We start from the raw sequence: 17869 nt of genomic DNA, 5'->3' as shown, positions 1-17869 counted from the left end.
GCACTCAATTCCGCCCATATCCGAGCCTGTACACCTGGCGTGTACGTCTACACCTGCTGTGTACATCCGTACGCATCATGTGTACACCCGTACTTATGGTGTGTACGCTCGTACACATGGGATATCTGTTGCTCGCCGCGGCCATAGCCGCCGAAGTGGCCGCCACCACCGCCATGAAGTACAGCGACGGCTTCAGCAAGGTGGGGCCGTCGGTGGTCACCGGCGTGGGCTACGTCATCTCCTTCGTGCTGCTCGCCCAGGCGCTGAAGTCGATGTCGATCGGTACGGCGTACGCGATCTGGTCCGGAGTCGGCACCGCGACCGTCGCCGCGCTCGGCCTGGTGCTCTTCGGGGAGGGGCTGAGCTTCACCAAGGTCGCCGGGATCGGGCTGATCATCGCGGGAGTGGTGGTGCTGAACCTGGGAGGCGCCCACTGATGGCCCGGCGCCACGACCCCGACCGGCGACAGCGGATCATCGACGCGGCCATCCGGGTCGTCGGGGAGAAGGGCATCGCCGGGCTGAGCCACCGCACGGTGGCCGCCGAGGCGGACGTCCCGCTCGGCTCGACGACCTACCACTTCAAGTCCCTGGACGATCTGCTGGTGGCCGCCCTGCGGCAGGCCAACGAGGCTTTCGCGAAGACCTACGTCGCCCGCGGCGCCCTTCGGGACCCCGACACCGACCTCGCCACCGAACTCGCCGCGCTGGCCGGCGAATGGTTCACCGGCGACCGTACGGGCCTGGAGGTGGAGTACGAGCTCTACCTCGCCGCCCTGCGCCGGCCCGCGCTGCGGCCCGTCGCCGACGAGTGGGGGCGCGGCTTCGCCGACTGCCTCGCCCGCCGCACCGACCCGGTGACCGCGCGAGCCCTGGTCGCCCTGGTCGACGGGATTTGCCTGCAGGTCCTGTTGACGGGAGTGCCCTACGACGAGGAGTACACACGGGAGGTGCTGGCGCGCGTCATTCCCTGAAGACACCGGCCGGAAGACAGTGCGGGCAGCGTGAACCTTTCCCGGGGCATCGGGCCAGCAGTCGCCCGGCACCGGCATGGAGTGGGCTTTGGTCGCCCGCCACCGTCATGAAGTGGGCGCTGACCGCTCGGCACTGCGAAAAGTGGCCCATGACCGCTCGGCACTGCGAAAAGTGGCCTATGACCGCCCGATACCGTGCGGAGTGGGCAAGTCGCACGGCATCGCGCGGCATCGCACGGCATCGCGCGGCTTCGCACGGAGTGGGCTCAGGTCGCTCGGTATCGCACGGTGGGCCGGTTGCTCGGCACCGTATGTCCGGGAGGTGCCCGGCTCCTGAGACGCCCCCGCCACGGGTTGGCCCGTACCGCCCCCGGCCGGTTAGGTTGCCGTCATGACTGCTCCTCGCACCACCGGCGCCGTGGCCGCCGGCCTCGCCACGATCGCCGCCGACGGCACCGTCCTCGACACCTGGTTCCCTGCACCCGAGCTCTCCGCCGAGCCGGGCCCCTCCGGCACCGAGCGGCTGACCGCCGAGCGGGCCACCGAGCTGCTGGGCGGCGGCGCGACCGCCGCGATCGGTCGGGACGCGCGGCGGGGCGTCGAGGTCGTCGCGGTCCGTACGGTCATCGCCTCGCTCGACGAGAAGCCGATCGACACGCACGACGCCTACCTGCGCCTCCACCTGCTCTCGCACCGTCTGGTCAAGCCGCACGGCCAGAGCCTGGACGGCATCTTCGGCCTCCTCCCCAACGTCGCCTGGACCTCGCTCGGCCCGGTCGCCGTCGACGAACTGGAGACGGTGCGTCTCAACGCGCGCGCCGAGGGCCTGCACCTCCAGGTCACCTCCGTCGACAAGTTCCCCCGCATGACGGACTACGTGGCCCCCAAGGGCGTCCGGATCGCCGACGCCGACCGCGTCCGCCTCGGCGCCCACCTCGCCGAGGGCACCACGGTCATGCACGAGGGCTTCGTCAACTTCAACGCGGGCACCCTCGGCACCTCGATGGTCGAAGGCCGTATCTCCGCCGGTGTCGTCGTCGGCGACGGCTCGGACATCGGCGGCGGCGCCTCCACCATGGGCACGCTGTCCGGCGGCGGCAACGTCATCATCTCCATCGGTGAGCGCTGCCTGGTCGGCGCCGAGGCGGGCGTCGGCATCGCCCTGGGCGACGAGTGCGTCGTCGAGGCCGGCCTGTACGTCACCGCGGGCACCCGCGTCACCATGCCCGACGGCCAGGTCGTCAAGGCACGTGAACTCTCCGGCGCCTCGAACATCCTCTTCCGCCGCAACTCGGTCACCGGCACGGTCGAGGCCCGCCCGAACAACGCGGTCTGGGGCGGCCTGAACGAGATCCTGCACAGTCACAACTGAACCCGTAAGGGTTGCTCGGCGTGACCTTCGCGCGGTGCAGGCAGATGAACTGGTGGACACAGTGTCCGATCAGTGGCCGAACCGACGAGATGAGGGGCCGAGGGATGAGGAACGACCGGGCGGGGACCGTGGCGCGAGTGGTCACGGGAGTGCTGGCCACGGCGGCGGTGTGCTGGCTGCCGACCGGGGCCGCGCACGCCGACGAGACCAACAAGTCCTCGCACAACGGCCCCCGGATCGGGCTCATCAACGTCGGACAGGTCGACGACCCGATGGAGGACGTGTTGGAGCACACCCTCCTGTTCGGCGACGGGTACCGCTGGGGCTGATCCAGGGCGGTTCGACGACTCGGGGCCCGTACGCGCACGCGCGCGTACGGGCCCCGAACGCGTTCCCGGCACATTTTCTCCGCGCGATGGCATAGCCGCGCGCCGGTCCGCGCGTCACAAGGAACACAGGGGTGGGACACGGGGTCCGCCGGGGAAGAGAAGGTGACGATGGATGCCGCGGGGCAGGAGAGTTTCCGGGAGTTCGTGGCCGGGCGGTCGTCGACGCTGCTGAAGACGGCCGTACTGCTGAGCGGCGGGGACCGGCACGCCGCCGAGGACCTGCTGCAGAACGCGCTGATCAAGGCGGCCGGCCGGTGGCAGCGCATCGACGAGCCGGAGGCGTACGTACGGCAGATCCTCTACCGGCAGCAGGTCAGCCGCTGGCGGCTGAAGTGGCGGCGCCGGGAGCTGACCGTCGCCGAACCGCCGGAGAGCGGCGGCGCCGTGGACGGGGCGGCCGGGGTGGAACTGCGGCTGGTGATGCGCGGGGCGCTGGCCCGGCTGACCGCCCGGCAACGCACCGTGCTCGTGCTCCGCTATTTCGAGGACCTGCCCGAGCGCGAGGTGGCCCGGATCCTGGGGTGCTCGGTCGGGACCGTCCGGTCCACCACCCACCGGTCGCTCGCCCGGCTGCGCACGCTCGCGCCCGAGCTGGCCTCGCTCGGTCCCGCCGCCGAGCAGCAGCCGTCCCGTGACTTCTCGCCCGTGGAGGTGCGTCCGTGAACGTCGATGAACTGGTGCGCGACTCCCTGAGGGAGCAGGCCGCGGCGGAGCCGCCCCTGGCGGCGGGCTTCGCCGACCGGGTGCTGACCGCCCGGCGCCGGCGCCGGACCCGTACGATCGCGACCGTCGCCGCGGCCACCGCCGCCGTGGTCGCGGTCGCGGTGGCCGTGCCGCTGCTGGACTCCGGCAGGCACGAGGTCCGACTCGCGACCGAGAAGAACCAGAGCGACATCATCGCCCACCCCGACCAGTCGCCGCCGCGCGACGTGATCGCGGCGGGGGACGTGGCACTGGCCGCGTGGTACACCTCCGACAACGTCAAGACGTCGAAGGACACCGCCGTCCGCCAGCGCACCTACCGGATCCTCGACCAGGAGACGGGCAAGTACGTCAAGGACACCCGCTGGTCCATGGTCGCCGTCGCCCCCGGCATGCGGACCGCGGCCGTCCTGGAGAAGGAGCTGCCGGCCAAGCGGATCGGGCTCCTCGACCTGCTCACCGGCGAGGTCGAGCGCTGGATCCCGGTCGACCGGGGTGTCGCGAGCGTCGAGTTCTCGTCCGACGGCGGCAAGCTGGTGGCCACTACCTACAGCAAGCACCCCGACCTGCTGAACAGGGCGGACTACGACTCGGACGGTGACGGCAAGAAGAACGACTTCGAGTCGGACTGGTCCACCTCCTACCGGACCGGCTTCTACGTTGTCGACGTCGACTCCGGGAAGAGCCAATGGAGCGGGGTCACTCTCGACGAGGGCAACGAGATGGGAATCCTCAACGCCCGCCAGGACTTCTCCTTCAGCGGTGACGGAAAGCTGGTCCGCTCCGGGCTGACCATGGAACCGTACGACCAGTACTACGACCTGAAGGGCGCCAAGGTCGACAAGCCGGCCGCCGAGAAGTACCTGACCTGGTCGGTGGAGGCGGGGCTCTCACCGAACGGCAAGCTCGCGGCGGGCGGCTTCGCGGGCGGCGCCAGAACCACCGCCTCGGAGATCCTCGACCCGCGCACCGGCAAGCGGCTCCACAAGATCCGCGGACAGCAGCTGCTCGCATGGGTCGACAACAAGCGGCTCATCGCCTGGGACATCACGCCAGGCGACAACGAGTTCCACAACGCCCTGGTGCTCGTCACCATCGGCAGCGACAGGACGCTCCCGCTCAGCGGCGCCCGCAAGGGCAACGACGGCGCGGCCGGGCGCTGGACCCCGGTCTTCGCCACCCGCTGACCGCCCCGTCGGACCTCAGGCCGAGACCAGTCGCTCGTTCGGACCTCAGGTCGAGACCAGTCGCTCGTACGCCCTCAGCAGCCCGTCGGCCGTCTCGCGGTCGGCGGGCCGCAGGGGTGCGCGCACCGGTCCGCCGGGCAGCCCCAGCCGCCCGAGCAGAGCCTTCGCCGTGACCGTGCCGGGCAGGCCGGAGCCCATCATCAGCTCGGTGAGCCGGACGGTCGCCCGCTGCAGCCGCGCCGCCTCGGCGGTGTCACCGGCGTCGAACGCGTCGATGACCGCCCGGAAGGGCCAGGGCGCCACGTTCGCGACCGTGCTGATGTAGCCCGCGCCGCCGATCGCGTACAGCGCCAGCACGTACTCGTCGCAGCCGGTGTAGTACGCCAGCTCCGTCTCGGCCAGCACCTTCTGGGTGCCGAGGAGGTCGTACGCGCAGTCCTTCACCGCCACGATCCGGGGGTGGGCCGCGAGCCGGATCATGGTCTCCGGTTCGATGCGGGTGCCGGTGCGGCCGGGGATGTCGTACAGGGCGACGGGCAGTCCGCAGGCGTCGGCGAGTGTGCGGAAGTGCATCTCGACCGCGTCCTGCGGGGGTCTGCTGTAGTACGGCGTCACCGCCAACAGGCCGTCCGCGCCCGCCTTCTCGGCCGCCAGCGCCAGCTCCACGGTGTGCCGGGTGTCGGCGGTGCCGACCCCCGCCACGATTGTGGCGCGGTCGCCGACCGCCGCGCGCACGGCACGGATCAGCTCCGTCTTCTCCGCGTCCGTCGTCGTCGGCGACTCACCCGTCGTCCCGGACAGCACCAGCCCGTCGCAGCCCTCGGCCACCAGCCGGCCGGCGAGCCGCTGGGCGCCGTCGAGATCGAGCGCGCCGGACGCGGTGAAGGGCGTGATCATCGCGCAGAGCGCGCGGCCGAACGGGGCGGGGCGGTGGGTGAGGGTCATGGGGGTAGTCTCGGCGGCCACCATTATGAAGCTCCACTTAATTTCTCTAAGAGATATCTGGAAGATTTCCTACGAGGATGAGAGTGAGAGCGGGGACGGGGACGAGGACGAGGACGGGGACAGGGACGGGGGCAGGGGCAGGGACAGGGAGGAGCACCGCAGGGCGGCCGCCGAGTTACCGCAGGGGTAGCGCGCGCCCGGCAGGGTACCCGGGGTGTCCCGATATGTGAGGAGGCGGGACACCGTGACCGGTACCACCGAAACCAGGCCCCCGCGATTCATGCGGTCCGAGCGTTCGGGGCCCAGTGACCACGACCACCACTCCGTGGGTGAGCTGGTCGGGCAGGCCACCGAACAGCTCTCCCTGCTCGTCCGCCAGGAACTGGCGCTTGCCAAGGAGGAGCTGGCCGAGAAGGGGCGGCGCGCGGGGCGGGGCGGCGGGCTGCTCGGCGCGGCCGGTGCCGTCGCCTATGTGGGCTTCATGGCCCTCGCCGCCGCCGGCATCGGGGCGCTGTCCCTGGTGCTCGACGTGTGGGCGGCGGCGCTCATCGTCATGGGTGTGCTGTTCGTGATCGCCGCCGTGCTGGCCGCGGTCGGGCGCGCGCAGCTACGGCGGGCCACTCCCGCCAAGCCGGAGCGGGCGCTCGACAGCGTCAAGGCGGACATGGACGAGATCAAGGGAAGGGCTCGGCGATGACGCACACATCCGGCACGTCCGGTGCCTCCAAGTACACCAGTGGTTCCGTGGGCGCCAAGGGGCCCGACGAACTCCGCCGGCAGATCGAGACGACCCGCTCCCAGCTCGGTGACACGGTCGAGGAACTGGCCGCCAAGGCCGATGTGAAGGCCAGGGCGCACTCCGCGTGGGACCGGGTCCCCCGCGAGGCGTTGGTCGTGGGCGGCGCGGGGGTGGCGGTCGTGGCCGCCGGGGTCTTCGTGTGGCGGCACTACCACTAGCCGGGCCTGAGGAGACGCATCGGCCATGGTGAGTCATGTGAAGCCGGCGCCCTCGGCCGTCGGTATCGCGCCCGCGCGTGCCGACGCCCCGGCCCCGGCCGTCACCGTCTCGGAACCCCGTGTCTCGCCGGTCTGCTCGCACAACGAGTGGGACCCGCTGGAGGAGATCGTCGTCGGCCGGCTCGAAGGCGCGACGATCCCCTCCGGCCACCCGGTCGTGACCTGCAACGTCCCGCCGTGGGCGGCGCGGTTGCAGGGGCTGGCGGCGGGCTTCAGGTATCCCCGGGTGCTGATCGAGCGGGCGCGGCACGAACTCGACGAGTTCGTCGCCCTGCTGCGGTCGCTCGGGATCACGGTCCGGCGCCCGGACGCGGTCGACCACCGGCGCCGCTTCAGCACCCCCGACTGGTCGTCCCGCGGTTTCTGCAACACCTGCCCCCGCGACAGCATGCTCGTGATCGGCGACGAGATCATCGAGACGCCGATGGCCTGGCCGTGCCGTTACTTCGAGGCCCACTCCTATCGCGGCATCCTCAAGGACTACTTCCGGCGCGGTGCCCGCTGGACGGCGGCCCCCAAGCCCCAGCTCACCGACGAGCTGTTCGACGCGGACTTCCGAATCCCGCGGCCCGGCGAGCCCCCGCGCTACATCCTCACCGAGTTCGAGCCGGTGTTCGACGCGGCGGACTTCGTGCGCGCGGGACGCGACCTGTTCGTGACGCGGAGCAATGTCACCAACCGGATGGGCATCGAGTGGCTGCGGCGCCACCTCGGCCCGGACTACCGCATCCATGAGATCGAGAGCCGCTGCCGTACGCCGATGCACATCGACACCACGTTCGTGCTGCTGGCCCCCGGCAAGGTGCTCGTCAACCCCGAGTACATCGACGTGGACCGGCTGCCCCACGTCCTGGACTCCTGGGACGTGCTGGTCGCCCCCGAGCCCGACCCGATCGACGAGCGTCTGCTCGGTATCACCTCGATGTGCGGCAAGTGGCTCAGCATGAACGTGCTCATGATCGACGAGAAGCGGGTGGTCGCGGAGCGCCACCACACCGGAATGCTGCGCGCCCTGGAGAAGTGGGGGTTCGAGCCGATCCCGTGCGACCTGCTGCACTACGCCCCGTTCGGCGGCTCGTTCCACTGCGCGACATTGGACATCCGCCGCCGTGGAACGCTGCGGTCGTACTTCGACTGACCGCCGGTCGGGACTGCCGCTCGGGACCGCCGGTCGGGACTGCCGGGCCGGTCGGTGCGTCGGCCGGCCGGTGGTCCGCGCCGCACCTCAGCCGACCGGCCCGACCGGCCCGGTCGGCCCCGTCGTCCGCTTGTGGGCCTCGCGCAGGGCACGCAGCCGGGGCGGCCACGTACGGGTGTCGCGGGGTTCGACATAGGGCTCGTCGGTGGCGCACCGGCCCTCGGCGATAGCGCGTTCCCGGGAGAGTTCCGCGTCGAACTCCAGGCCCAGGAGGATCGCCAGGTTGGTGAGCCAGAGCCAGACGAGGAAGACCACGGCACCCGCGAGGGTGCCGTAGGTCTTGTTGTACGAGCCGAAGTTGGCGGCGTAGACGGCGAAACCGGCGGACGCGGCGAGCCAGATGAGCGTGGCGACGACACCACCGGGGCTGACCCAGCGGAAGCCCCGGCCCCGGACGTTGGGGGCGGCCCAGTAGAGCAGCGCGATCATCACGGTCACCAGCACCAGCAGAACCGGCCACTTGGCGATGTCCCAGATCGCGATGGCCGCGCCGCCCAGCCCGATCGTCGTGCCGGCGCGCTCGGCCAGCGGACCGGTGAACACCACGATCATCGCGCTCACCGCCAGCATCAGCATCAGCACCAGGGTCAGGACGATCCGCAGTGGCGTCAGCTTCCACACCGGGCGGCCCTCCGGCAGGTCGTACACCGCGTTGGACGTCCGGATGAACGCGGCCACGTACCCCGACGCCGACCACACCGCCGCCAGCAGACCGACGATGGCCAGCACCCCGCCCGCGCCCCCGCTATCACCCAGTTGGACGACGGCGTCACGCAGGACGTCCCGTGCGGGGCCCGGTGCCAGGCCCCCTATGTTGTCCAGGAGTCTGTCGGTCGCACGCTGTCCGACGACCCCGAGCATCGACACCAGCACCAGCAGCGCCGGGAACAGTGACAGTACGCCGTAGTACGTCAACGCCGCCGCCCGGTCGGACAGTTCGTCGTCCTGGAACTCCTTGATCGTGCGCCGCACCACCGCCCACCACGAACGCCTGGGCAGTCCGACGGGGCTGTCCGCCCCGGCCCGCCGCTCGGTCTCCGCCCGCTCGGCCTCGGGCCGCTTCTCGTCCATGAGCGGCGGGTGTCCCGAAACCCGGCCCCGAATCGCGGACTTGACCTGAATCTTGGTTGAGGTTGAAAGGTGGTGGGTGCAAGGACACCGAGTACCGAAACCCGGGAGAGCGGCATGACCAGTCGTACGCACCACCACCCCGTTCTCGACCGACCTGAAGTCGGGGCACCCTTCTTCAGCACCTGGCAGGTGGGCACCCCCGAGCGGCAGCGCCGGACCGTCGAGGCCATCGCCGACACCTGGGAGCGGCGGCCCTGGCCCCCGGAAGGGCTGTTGGGGTACTACGTCTACACGGCGGAGGACGGCTCCGGCCTGCTGCACTACTCCCAATGGGCCGACGAGCAGGCGTACGAGGCGTATGTGCGGACGCGTCGGTCGGAGCGCAACGACGCCGTCGACACGGCCGTGCAGGGGATCGAGCGGCAGTGGCTCGGGCGCTACCGGCACTACCGCAGCCTCGAGAGCGGCGAACGCGCGGGACGAGTGCCGGGATGCGTCGTGATCGTCGACATCGAGTTCGACGGGCCGGACCCGGACCGGCAGCGCGGCTGGGTGGACGCCGTCGAAGAGGCGTTGGCTGCGGAGCCGCACCCGCGCCCCGGAGGTCTCTCCGCCCATTTCCATCTCAGTACCGACGGCACCCGCGTCCTCAACTACGCCGAGTGGGAGAGCGCTCAGCAGCACATCGACGCCCTCGCCGCGCCCGGCGACGGCGTCGGCTCGCCCTCGGAGCTCTGGCAGCGCGTACAGACCTGGCCCGGGCTGACGAAGAACGGATCGGTGATGCGCTACGAGTACGCCCTCGGTCTGGTCCCGCACTGACCCGCCGCCCGTGGGCTCTCCGAGAACTCACCTTGTCAGGACAGGGAAAGGCTGGCTGAACGAGGCGTTCAGCCAGCCCTGAGGCACCCCGGACGGTGTTACGGCCTGAACCGCAGCACCTGTGGGTCGTGGTCGCTGATCTGGTCGTTGAACTCCGCGTTGATGTGCACGCTGTCGTAGGTGAACTCGCAGGAGCGCCGGATCGAGGGGCTGATCAGGATCTGGTCGAGGACCTGGGCGTTGCCCTGGAAGACGTAGGAGTAACGCTCGCTCTTGGGCAGCGACTTGAACGCCGACCACAGGGCGCCGCCGTCCTCCAGGCGCTCGGCGGTGCCGGAGAACTCGAAGTCGTTGATGTCGCCGAGGGCGATGACGTCCGCGTTCCGCTCCTTCGCCAGGATCTCCTTGACGAAGGAGTTCACGGCGGTCGCCTGGAGGTGACGCTGGGTCTCCGAGACACGCGCCGGCGGCTGGAACTCCGAGTGCAGCGACTGGTCCCCGCCCTTGGAGGCGAAGTGGTTCGCGATCACGAAGACGGACTTGCCCCGGAAGGAGAACTCGCCCACGAGCGGCTTGCGGCTGTTCGTCCAGGCGGCGTTCGCCGGGTCGATACGGCCGGGGGAGACCGTCAGCCGTGCCCTGCCCTGGGACTTCGTGACACCGACGGCGGTCGTGGCGTCGCCGCCCGCGCGGTCGGTGAAGGAGACCCGGCCGGGGTTGAAGAGGAACACCTGGCGGATGTTGCCGCCGGGCTCACCGCCGTCCGCGAGGTCGACCGGGTCGACCGACCGCCAGTCGTACGTCGGGCCGCCGGCCGCCGCGATCGCGTCGACCAGCTTCTTCACCGTCTGGTCGGCGGCGACCGTACCGTCGTTGGTGGCGCCGTTGTTGTCCTGGATCTCCTCCAGGGCCACGATGTCGGGCGACTGGAGGTTGTGCACGATGGCGGCCGCGTGGTCCGCGAAGCTCGCGTCGGACGGGTCGAGGTTCTCGACGTTGTACGTCGCCACCGCCAGCTCGCCGCGCGCCTGCCTACGGGTCGTCTCGCGCTCCGGACCGCTCTGCCGCAGGGTGCCGAGCTGGTTGGCGACGAGTGTGTAGCCGCCGAACTGGTTGTAGTCCAGCGGGCCGGCCGTGGTGCCCTTCAGCACATCACCGACGTTCGCCTTCGGGAAGTCGGCGACCGCGCCCAGCGACTGGATCTGCAGCCGGCCGGTGTTCTGCGAGGTGTAGGAGCCGTACACCGTACCCCCGCGCCGGTTGGCGTTCTCCCGGGGCTTCACCGTGACCCACAGTTCGGTGTGCGGGTCGGTGGCACCCACCACACGGGTGTCGGCGACCTGGACGTTCATGCCCTCCAGGGACTCGTAGCGGTCCAGGGCGTAGGCGGAGGGGGCGAGCGTCAGGTCGTCGATCGAGCCGCCGGCGGCGGGGTCGCCGGCCGGGGCGTACCGGCTCGGCACCGACCTGGCGTCGATGACCGTCGGCGCCGGGACGGCGTTGCCCGAGGAGATCACCGTGATCGTGGGCCGGGTGATCTGCGTCACGGACTGGTTTCCGGACGAAGTGCCGCCCGGCACGAACTCGGAGACCGTGCCCGCGACCGTCACCGCGTCGCCCACCGCGACCGTCGGCCGGGAGTTGGTGAAGACGAAGACGCCCTCGCTCGTGGCCGGGTCGGCGTCCGCCCGGGTGTCCTGGATCCAGAAGCCGCGCGCGCCGTAGGTGCGTACGCCCGTGACGACACCCTCCACCCCGGTCACCTGCTGACCGGCGAGCGGTGACGTCCGGGTGGTGCCCTGGATGTCGTGGATACGCAGGGACTCCGCCTCGGCGGGCGAGGTCAGGACCACGGTGGACACCGTGGAGCAGATGGCGGCGACGGTCAGCGCGCCTATGCGCGCGGTTCTCTTGCTCGACAAGGGGATCCCTCCGGGGACGTACATGAGCGCCGGGACGAGGGTGGACGGGGGGTGGCCTGCGACCGGTGGGGCGGTGCGACGCGCGTAGAACTCCGACGGATCCGACGACCTCAGGAGGTCGCGTCCGTGGGTGGTCCCGGAGTCGACCCAGAGCTACCCATGAGTTTCTACGCGCGTCAATCTCCTGCCTGGTCAGGGCACTTGTCAAGGTTTCAGCCACGTCCAGCTTCTGGCAGGTACATGAACCGGGCGGCATGGGCGGAAATCCGTCTAGGCTGAGCGGCTGCCGTACTCGTACGGGTGCCGCGCGTGATCGGACGGCGCTTTCCGCCCGTACATGTGGGTGCAGTCGTACGGGTGTAATCGTGCAGGTGTACTCGTGCGCGTAGGCCTGTCCTGTACGGACACCGTCAGTACGGCCCGCATCGTCGTCACCGCTCGTTCCGAGGAGATCCCACCGATGTCAGACAGCTCGCCACTGCCGCCGGTGCGGCTTCTCTCCGAAGCGGAGCTGGCGCGCGAGGCGCTCGCGACACCGCTGCTCTCGCGCGCCGTACGGCTAGCCCGCTGGGCCGGGCCGGACACGCGGGTGGGCCCGGGGGGCGAACTCGTCGACGAGCAACTGCCCGCCGCCGCCGAGGCGCTCGGACTCACCGGCGAGGGCGTCGAGGACGACGACGCGGCGGCCTCCGCCAGCGAGGCCTGGAGGGTGGCCGTGGACACCGGCCTCGTCGAGATCGTCGACGAGGAGCGGGGCACGGTCTCCGCCGGCACGGAACTGGCGCTGCTCACCTCCGGCGGCCCGCAGGACGTGCTCGGCGTCTGGCTCACCGCCCTGGAGACCGCCCTCGCCGACGCGAGCGTGCCCGACCTCGACGGGCTCGTCGACGCCATGGACTCCGGTGGCACGATCGACTTCTCCGAGCTGGACTGGGACCCTGACGCCGAGGCGGAGTTCCTCGACGGGGTGCTCGGCAACCTCTACCTCCTCACCGTCAGCGAGGACGGCCCCGGCGACGGCCCGGTGCCGCTGCCCGCCCTCGCCGCGTCGATGCTCGTCCCCGACGACATGGGAGAGCCCACCAATGACGTGCTGGAGCAGGTCTCGGACGCGATGATGCGGCTCGACGACCAGTTCCGGGTGCTGGAGCCGGTCGGTCTGGTGCGGTACCAGCCCGTGGACGAGGGGCTGATGACGGACACGGAGGAGGAGGCCGTCGCCGCCGAGGAGCCCGGTGCGCCGGTCGTCGACGAGACCGACGTCACCCGGTACGGCATGGTCCGGCTCACCCCGCTCGGGCTGTACGGGATGCGGGCGCGGCTCCAGGAGGCGGGAGTGCCCGCGCCCGCCGTCGGGGACCTCGTCGACAAGGGCGCGGACGCGCTGCTGGACGGCACCGCCACGTTCCCGCCCGCGGCGGCGCAGGCCGAGACCGAGCAGTGGCTCGCGCGCCGTGAAGCCCTGGACGCGGCCCGGGAGTTGCTGGCCGCCGCCCGAGGGTCCGACGCGGGTGCTCCGCTGCGGCGGCTGCGTTGCCAACAGGCGCTGTCCCTGGTGGGCGTCGTCGCCGAGCCCGCCCTGCGGGAGGTGCTGGACGATGCCGAGCTGGGCGGGCTCGCGCGGGTCTGGCTGACCGAGCGCGGCGCGGCCGACGTGCCCGCGCCGTCCGAGGCCATGGTCTTCTGGCTCACCATCGACACGGTGGCCGCGCAGCTCGCTGCCGAGGGGAACTCCGCGGAGCTGCGGGCGCTGGTGGAGGGGCTTGCCCAGCAGCACGGTGCGTTCTTCGACGCGGCGTGGCGGGTGGAGCATCCCGCCACGCCCGATGTCCTGGAGGCGATGGGGCGTATCCACCCCGACAAGAAGGTGGCGAAGGAGGCTCGGAAGGCGGCGTTCAAGGCGCGCTCGCAGACCGGCCTTCCAGGGGGCGGGGGCGCCCAATAGCTCGGGGGTGTGGGTTCGTCGGCGGGTGCGGGTCCGGTGGGGCGTCTCGCGTAGTTCCACGCCCATGACCAGCAGGGGCTGCGCCCCGCGCTCTCCGGCCTAGGGCCGTGTCTTTGAGGCCCGCAGGGCCCGGTCTCCCAGGGCCTCGCGGGCCTGGGCTTCAGTCCTGAGGGCCCGGTCCGTCAGGGGCGCGGGGCCCTGTCTCTCAGGCTCGCCGGGCGTGGTCTCTCGGGCGCTGGGCCTGGGCTTGTGGGCCCGTGGGGCCTGGTTCTTTTTTCGGGGGCGCGGGGAACTGCGCGAGAAGTCCCACTCGCCCGCACTCGCCCATGCACCCCGGGTTCTCTGCGCCAGGAGGTCGAAGGGGCGCAGCCCCTTGGGGATTCACCGAAGGCACGGGGTGCCCTTGTCCCCCGTTCGGCCGGCGTTCTGCCGCACGCGGAACCGTGAGGCCGAGCCAACTCGGGTTTGGCGCCGCGGCCATCCACGCCACGCAGGAGACAGCATGTCGCCCGAGCGCCTTGCGCACCTTCCTGCGGCCGCCTCCTGACTCTGGGGCTGCTCACGGCCGGGGATCACGAGGCGACTGGACCCCTTGTCCGAACTCACGCTGACATCTAACATTTCAGTTCATGGAGGCCATACGACCGGTCGGCCGCACCCTGCTGAGGGACCGTGCCTACCGAGCCATTCGCGACGCCATCGTGGCCGGGGAGATCGAGCCCGGCGCGGTGGTGCGGGACGCCGAGCTCGCGGAGTTGCTGGGGCTGTCCCGGGCGCCGGTGCGGGAGGCGTTCTCGCGGCTGGTGGACGAGGGGCTGCTGGAGAGCAAGCCGCAGAGCTACACGCGGGTGACGGCCGTCGTCGCCGCCGAGGTGCGGGACGCGGCGGCCGTGGTCGGCGCGATGCACGAACTGGCCACCCGGGTCGCCGTGCCCCGGCTGTTCGCGGCGGACGTCGAGACGATGCGCTCGGCCAACGAGCGGTTCTCGGCGGCCGTGCAGGCGGGCGACGTCGACGCCGCCCTGGTCGCCGACGACGAACTGCACGACGTCCTCGTCCGGGTGAGCGGCAACCGCGCGGCCGCCGCGACCATCGCCCGTTACACCCCGCTCATCCGCCGGCTGGAGCGACGCCGCTTCGGCGAGGGCGGCAACTGCCGCTCGGCGGGTCTGCACCAGCGGTTGATCGAGGCCTGCGCGGCCGGGGACACGGCCGAGGCGGTCCGTGTCACGGCGGAGATCTGGCGGGGCCTGGCCGCCCTCGCCGACGAACCCGAGAACGCACCCGGCGCAGTCGGCGCACCGGGTGAACCTGGCGGCGAACTTCTCCGGCGACCCCCCGGCGCACTCGACGAACAACCGGACGGCGAGCCCGCCGGGGCGACCTGAGGCGACTTGAGGCGAGCCTGCCGAGATGGCCCGAGGCGAGCCGGTCGTCGTGGTTCGCGGCCCGGTCTCGTCGAGGCGGCCCGAGGACACTCCGTCGAGGTGACCCTGACCCCAGGAGGCACTCGGTGAAGGTGGCCTGGGTGTCCGCGTCGAGGCGACCCGAGGGTTTCCCTGACGCGCTCGTCCTCGCGGCGGGCCACTGACGCACCCGTTTTCCACTCCACCCCACCCCACCCGCCAACCCCACCCCGGGAGGACCCGTGTCCCTTGCTTCGTTCGAGCGCTACCCGCTGCTCTTCGGGCCCTCACCGGTCCACCCGCTGGAGCGTCTGACCGCCCACCTCGGCGGCACCTCCGTCTGGGCCAAGCGCGAGGACTGCAACTCCGGCATCGCTTACGGCGGCAACAAGACCCGCAAGCTGGAGTACCTGGTCGCCGACGCGATCTCCCAGGGCTGCGACACCCTCGTCTCCATCGGCGGAGTGCAGTCCAACCACACCCGCCAGGTCGCCGCCGTGGCCGCCCACGCCGGGCTCAAGTGCGTTCTGGTACAGGAGAGTTGGGTCGACTGGCCGGACGCGGTGTACGACAGGGTGGGCAACATCCTGATCAGCCGGCTGGCAGGAGCCGACGTACGGCTGGTCCAAGCCGGATTCGGCATCGGCTTCAAGGAGAGCTGGGAACTGGCGCTCAGTGAGGTCGAGGAGAGCGGCGGCAAGCCGTACGCCATCCCGGCGGGCGCCTCCGACCACCCCCTCGGCGGCCTCGGCTTCGCCGGCTGGGCCTACGAAGTCGCGGAGCAGGAACGGGAGTTGGGCGTTTTCTTCGACACCGTGATCGTGTGCTCGGTGACCGGTTCCACCCAGGCGGGCATGGTCGCGGGCTTCGCCGCGCTGGAGGAGGCGGGCGGACGCCCCCGACGTGTCCTCGGCATCGACGCCTCCGCCAAGCCCCTCAGCACCCGCGAGCAGATCGCCCGCATCGCCCACAACACCGGCCGACTGATCGGCGTCAAGCGTGAGTTGGGCGTGGCCGACATCGAACTTGACGAGCGCTACCACGCCGGGATCTACGGAGTTCCCGACGACGCCACCCTCGTGGCGATGCAGCTCGCCGCCCGTACCGAGGGCATGATCACCGACCCCGTCTACGAGGGGAAGTCGATGGCCGGGCTGGTCGACCTGATTGAGCGTGGCGAGATCGGGCCGGAGTCCACCGTGCTCTACGCCCACCTCGGCGGACAGCCCGCGCTGAACGCGTACAGCGGGGTGATCCAGTGACGCCGGGCGCGCCGCTGCCTGGCTGAACCCGCTCGCCGGCTCCTGTCGGAGCCGACACCTGGCGGGGATGCGCCGGGCAGTGAACCGCCTCTGCCCGGCGCACGCGCCGGGCGCCCCCGCCCGGGGTGCCCGGCGTCGTCGCGCATGTGCCCTCAGAGCGCCTGGGCCGCCGGCTTCACCATGCCCCGGACCGTACGGGACTTCACGAAGTCGCCCATCGCGGTCATCTCCCACTCGCCGGAGAACTGCTTGATCAGCTTGGCCATCATCACGCCCGTCTGCGCCTCGGCGTTGGTGAGGTCGAAGCGGACGAGCTCCTCGCCCGTGGCGGCGTCGAGCAGGCGGCAGTAGGCCTTGGCGACCTCGGTGAACTTCTGACCGGAGAAGGAGTTCACGGTGAAGACCAGCCCGGTGACCTCCTGGGGAATCCGTCCGAGGTCCACCACGATCACCTCGTCGTCGCCCCCGCCCTCACCCGTGAGGTTGTCGCCGGAGTGCTTGATCGCGCCGTTGACGATGGACAGCTTGCCGAAGTAGCAACTGTCGATGTGGTTGCGCTGGGGGCCGTACGCGATGACCGACGCGTCCAGGTCGATGTCCTTGCCCCGGTACGCGGGCTCCCAGCCGAGCCCCATCTTGACCTGGGAGAGCAGCGGGCTGCCGCCCTTGACCAGGGAGACCGTCTGGTTCTTCTGGAGGCTGACGCGGCCCTTGTCCAGGTTGATCTTCCCGGCGCCGGGGGCGGGCGCGGGGGGCGCGGCCGGAGGGGCGGGCGGGGCCGGGGGCGCGGTGAGACGGGGGTCCGGGGCCGGGGGGACCACCGGGGGCTGCATGGTGGGTACGGGCGGGGCTACGGGGGCTGGCTGGGCCGGGGCCGGGGCGGGTTCCTCCACCGTGACACCGAAGTCCGTCGCGATGCCCGCGAGGCCGTTCGCATATCCCTGGCCGACCGCGCGTGCCTTCCAGGCGCCGTTGCGCAGATAGATCTCCACCACCACCAGGGCCGTCTCCGTGCCCAGTTGCGGCGGGGTGAACGTGGCGATCACGGAGCCGGTCGCGGCGTCGCGGATCGTCGCCGTCGGTTCGATGCCCTGGAACGACTGGCCCGCCGCGTCCGGGCTCGCCGTGACGACGATCTTCTCGATGCCCGGGGGGACGGCCGTCGTGTCCACCGTGATCGAGTCGGGCGTCGTGCCGCCGCCGGAGCGGTAGGTCACGCCCGGGCCGGTCGGCTGGTTGTAGAAGATGAAGTCGTCGTCCGAGCGCACCTTGCCGTCGGCGGTGAGCAGCAGGCCCGATACGTCGAGCCGCACCGGGGCGGCGACGTCCACCGCGACGCGGGTGACAGGCAGCGGGATGTTCGAGCCGGGGGTCATAGCGGTCATGCGTGGTGAACGATTCAGGCCGCTTTACCGTTCCCTTACCGAGCGCCGATGAGGGCCGTTCGGGGGCTGCCGGGTCCTCCTAGGAGCCCGGGGCACGGACCGGAGGCGGCCCGTCTCCCCGAGGCGGCCCGTCTCGGCCCGATGCGGCCCGTGGCGGTGGGCGGTGGGCGGTGTGCCGGTGGCGGCCGGTGTCGGCGGGCGGTGGCCGAGGCAAGCCCGTGTTGGTGGGTGGCGCCCGGGGCGGCCGGTGTCGGTGGGCGGTGCCCGAGGCGG

General features: G+C 71.3%; 15 protein-coding genes and 2 pseudogenes. 13 read left to right on the top strand and 4 right to left on the bottom strand.

The window, feature by feature from the left end:
* Window positions 1–116 precede the first annotated feature (116 nt).
* The 6 genes from ACFY9I_RS25780 (at window position 117) to ACFY9I_RS25755 (ending at window position 4623) form a co-directional block, all read left to right on the top strand.
* The gene (locus ACFY9I_RS25780; protein ID WP_391005455.1) at window positions 117–437 is read left to right on the top strand and encodes an SMR family transporter; all 321 of its coding nucleotides are present in this window, start codon (window positions 117–119) and stop codon (window positions 435–437) included.
* Window positions 437–973 (top strand): TetR family transcriptional regulator, encoded by a 537-nt coding sequence (locus ACFY9I_RS25775; RefSeq protein WP_391005453.1) that lies wholly within the window; start codon window positions 437–439, stop codon window positions 971–973. Before ACFY9I_RS25780 ends, ACFY9I_RS25775 begins: the two co-directional genes overlap by 1 nt.
* Window positions 974–1364: 391 nt before the next feature.
* Window positions 1365–2345, top strand: a complete 981-nt coding sequence (gene dapD, locus ACFY9I_RS25770) for a 2,3,4,5-tetrahydropyridine-2,6-dicarboxylate N-succinyltransferase (RefSeq protein WP_391005451.1) — start codon at window positions 1365–1367, stop codon at window positions 2343–2345.
* Between the two features lie 104 nt (window positions 2346–2449).
* Complete coding sequence (locus ACFY9I_RS25765; protein ID WP_391005449.1) at window positions 2450–2674, top strand: hypothetical protein; 225 nt, start codon at window positions 2450–2452, stop codon at window positions 2672–2674.
* A 168-nt stretch (window positions 2675–2842) separates the two neighbouring features.
* Complete coding sequence (locus ACFY9I_RS25760; protein WP_391005622.1) at window positions 2843–3397, top strand: SigE family RNA polymerase sigma factor; 555 nt, start codon at window positions 2843–2845, stop codon at window positions 3395–3397.
* Window positions 3394–4623, top strand: a complete 1230-nt coding sequence (locus ACFY9I_RS25755; RefSeq protein WP_391005447.1) for a WD40 repeat domain-containing protein — start codon at window positions 3394–3396, stop codon at window positions 4621–4623. The genes ACFY9I_RS25760 and ACFY9I_RS25755 overlap by 4 nt, the downstream gene beginning before the upstream one ends.
* 45 nt (window positions 4624–4668) lie before the next feature.
* On the opposite strand, the gene dapA is transcribed toward ACFY9I_RS25755, so the two are convergent.
* A complete protein-coding gene (dapA, locus tag ACFY9I_RS25750; RefSeq protein ID WP_391005445.1) occupies window positions 4669–5568 on the bottom strand; it encodes a 4-hydroxy-tetrahydrodipicolinate synthase in 900 nt (299 codons plus the stop codon).
* 244 nt (window positions 5569–5812) lie between these two features.
* Here dapA and ACFY9I_RS25745 point away from each other — a divergent pair, with 244 nt between their 5' ends.
* The 3 genes and pseudogenes from ACFY9I_RS25745 (at window position 5813) to ACFY9I_RS25735 (ending at window position 7723) form a co-directional block, all read left to right on the top strand.
* Window positions 5813–6265: a phage holin family protein gene (locus ACFY9I_RS25745; RefSeq protein ID WP_391005443.1), complete on the top strand. Its 453-nt coding sequence runs from the start codon at window positions 5813–5815 to the stop codon at window positions 6263–6265.
* Window positions 6262–6516: pseudogene (locus ACFY9I_RS25740) on the top strand (DUF3618 domain-containing protein); the annotation flags it as partial. The gene ACFY9I_RS25745 and the pseudogene ACFY9I_RS25740, both read left to right, overlap by 4 nt.
* Before the next feature lie 34 nt (window positions 6517–6550).
* A complete protein-coding gene (locus ACFY9I_RS25735; RefSeq protein WP_391005441.1) occupies window positions 6551–7723 on the top strand; it encodes an amidinotransferase in 1173 nt (390 codons plus the stop codon).
* An 87-nt stretch (window positions 7724–7810) separates the two neighbouring features.
* Here ACFY9I_RS25735 and ACFY9I_RS25730 read toward each other — a convergent pair whose 3' ends face one another.
* Entirely contained in the window at window positions 7811–8854 is a 1044-nt protein-coding gene (locus tag ACFY9I_RS25730) for a YhjD/YihY/BrkB family envelope integrity protein (protein ID WP_391005439.1), read from the bottom strand.
* Between the two features lie 114 nt (window positions 8855–8968).
* Here ACFY9I_RS25730 and ACFY9I_RS25725 point away from each other — a divergent pair, with 114 nt between their 5' ends.
* The gene (locus ACFY9I_RS25725; protein ID WP_391005437.1) at window positions 8969–9676 is read left to right on the top strand and encodes an antibiotic biosynthesis monooxygenase; all 708 of its coding nucleotides are present in this window, start codon (window positions 8969–8971) and stop codon (window positions 9674–9676) included.
* Window positions 9677–9774: 98 nt separating this feature from the next.
* Here the strand turns inward: ACFY9I_RS25725 and ACFY9I_RS25720 are convergent, their stop codons facing one another.
* Window positions 9775–11598: an endonuclease/exonuclease/phosphatase family protein gene (locus ACFY9I_RS25720; RefSeq protein WP_391005436.1), complete on the bottom strand. Its 1824-nt coding sequence runs from the start codon at window positions 11596–11598 to the stop codon at window positions 9775–9777.
* A gap of 460 nt (window positions 11599–12058) precedes the next feature.
* On the opposite strand from ACFY9I_RS25720, the gene ACFY9I_RS25715 reads away from it, so the two are divergent.
* The 3 genes and pseudogenes from ACFY9I_RS25715 to ACFY9I_RS25705 all read left to right on the top strand — a co-directional run bounded on the left by ACFY9I_RS25715 (window position 12059) and on the right by ACFY9I_RS25705 (window position 16211).
* On the top strand, window positions 12059–13543 hold the full coding sequence (locus ACFY9I_RS25715) for a hypothetical protein (RefSeq protein WP_391005434.1): 1485 nt from the start codon (window positions 12059–12061) through the stop codon (window positions 13541–13543).
* 629 nt (window positions 13544–14172) lie between these two features.
* Window positions 14173–14811, top strand: a pseudogene (locus tag ACFY9I_RS25710) (GntR family transcriptional regulator); the annotation flags it as partial.
* A 380-nt stretch (window positions 14812–15191) separates the two neighbouring features.
* Complete coding sequence (locus ACFY9I_RS25705) at window positions 15192–16211, top strand: 1-aminocyclopropane-1-carboxylate deaminase (protein ID WP_391005432.1); 1020 nt, start codon at window positions 15192–15194, stop codon at window positions 16209–16211.
* Window positions 16212–16363: 152 nt separating this feature from the next.
* On the opposite strand, the gene ACFY9I_RS25700 is transcribed toward ACFY9I_RS25705, so the two are convergent.
* Window positions 16364–17587, bottom strand: coding sequence for a TerD family protein (locus ACFY9I_RS25700; RefSeq protein ID WP_391005620.1), 1224 nt, complete (start codon window positions 17585–17587; stop codon window positions 16364–16366).
* Window positions 17588–17869 lie beyond the last annotated feature (282 nt).

Origin of the sequence: Streptomyces sp. NPDC012510 (genome assembly GCF_042955065.1) — a bacterium.
Taxonomy (GTDB): domain Bacteria; phylum Actinomycetota; class Actinomycetes; order Streptomycetales; family Streptomycetaceae; genus Streptomyces.
This window is presented reverse-complemented; position numbering and strand designations above follow the sequence as displayed.

Bases quoted from the DNA above. Each gene is read 5' to 3' on its own strand.
- ACFY9I_RS25765 (WP_391005449.1), top strand. From the start codon at position 2,450: ATGAGGAACGACCGGGCGGGGACCGTGGCGCGAGTGGTCACGGGAGTG.
- ACFY9I_RS25735 (WP_391005441.1), top strand. From the start codon at position 6,551: ATGGTGAGTCATGTGAAGCCGGCGCCCTCGGCCGTCGGTATCGCGCCC.
- ACFY9I_RS25700 (WP_391005620.1), bottom strand. From the start codon at position 17,587: ATGACCCCCGGCTCGAACATCCCGCTGCCTGTCACCCGCGTCGCGGTG.
- dapA (WP_391005445.1), bottom strand. From the start codon at position 5,568: ATGACCCTCACCCACCGCCCCGCCCCGTTCGGCCGCGCGCTCTGCGCG.
- ACFY9I_RS25760 (WP_391005622.1), top strand. From the start codon at position 2,843: ATGGATGCCGCGGGGCAGGAGAGTTTCCGGGAGTTCGTGGCCGGGCGG.
- ACFY9I_RS25775 (WP_391005453.1), top strand. From the start codon at position 437: ATGGCCCGGCGCCACGACCCCGACCGGCGACAGCGGATCATCGACGCG.
- ACFY9I_RS25780 (WP_391005455.1), top strand. From the start codon at position 117: ATGGGATATCTGTTGCTCGCCGCGGCCATAGCCGCCGAAGTGGCCGCC.
- ACFY9I_RS25725 (WP_391005437.1), top strand. From the start codon at position 8,969: ATGACCAGTCGTACGCACCACCACCCCGTTCTCGACCGACCTGAAGTC.
- dapD (WP_391005451.1), top strand. From the start codon at position 1,365: ATGACTGCTCCTCGCACCACCGGCGCCGTGGCCGCCGGCCTCGCCACG.
- ACFY9I_RS25730 (WP_391005439.1), bottom strand. From the start codon at position 8,854: ATGGACGAGAAGCGGCCCGAGGCCGAGCGGGCGGAGACCGAGCGGCGG.
- ACFY9I_RS25715 (WP_391005434.1), top strand. From the start codon at position 12,059: ATGTCAGACAGCTCGCCACTGCCGCCGGTGCGGCTTCTCTCCGAAGCG.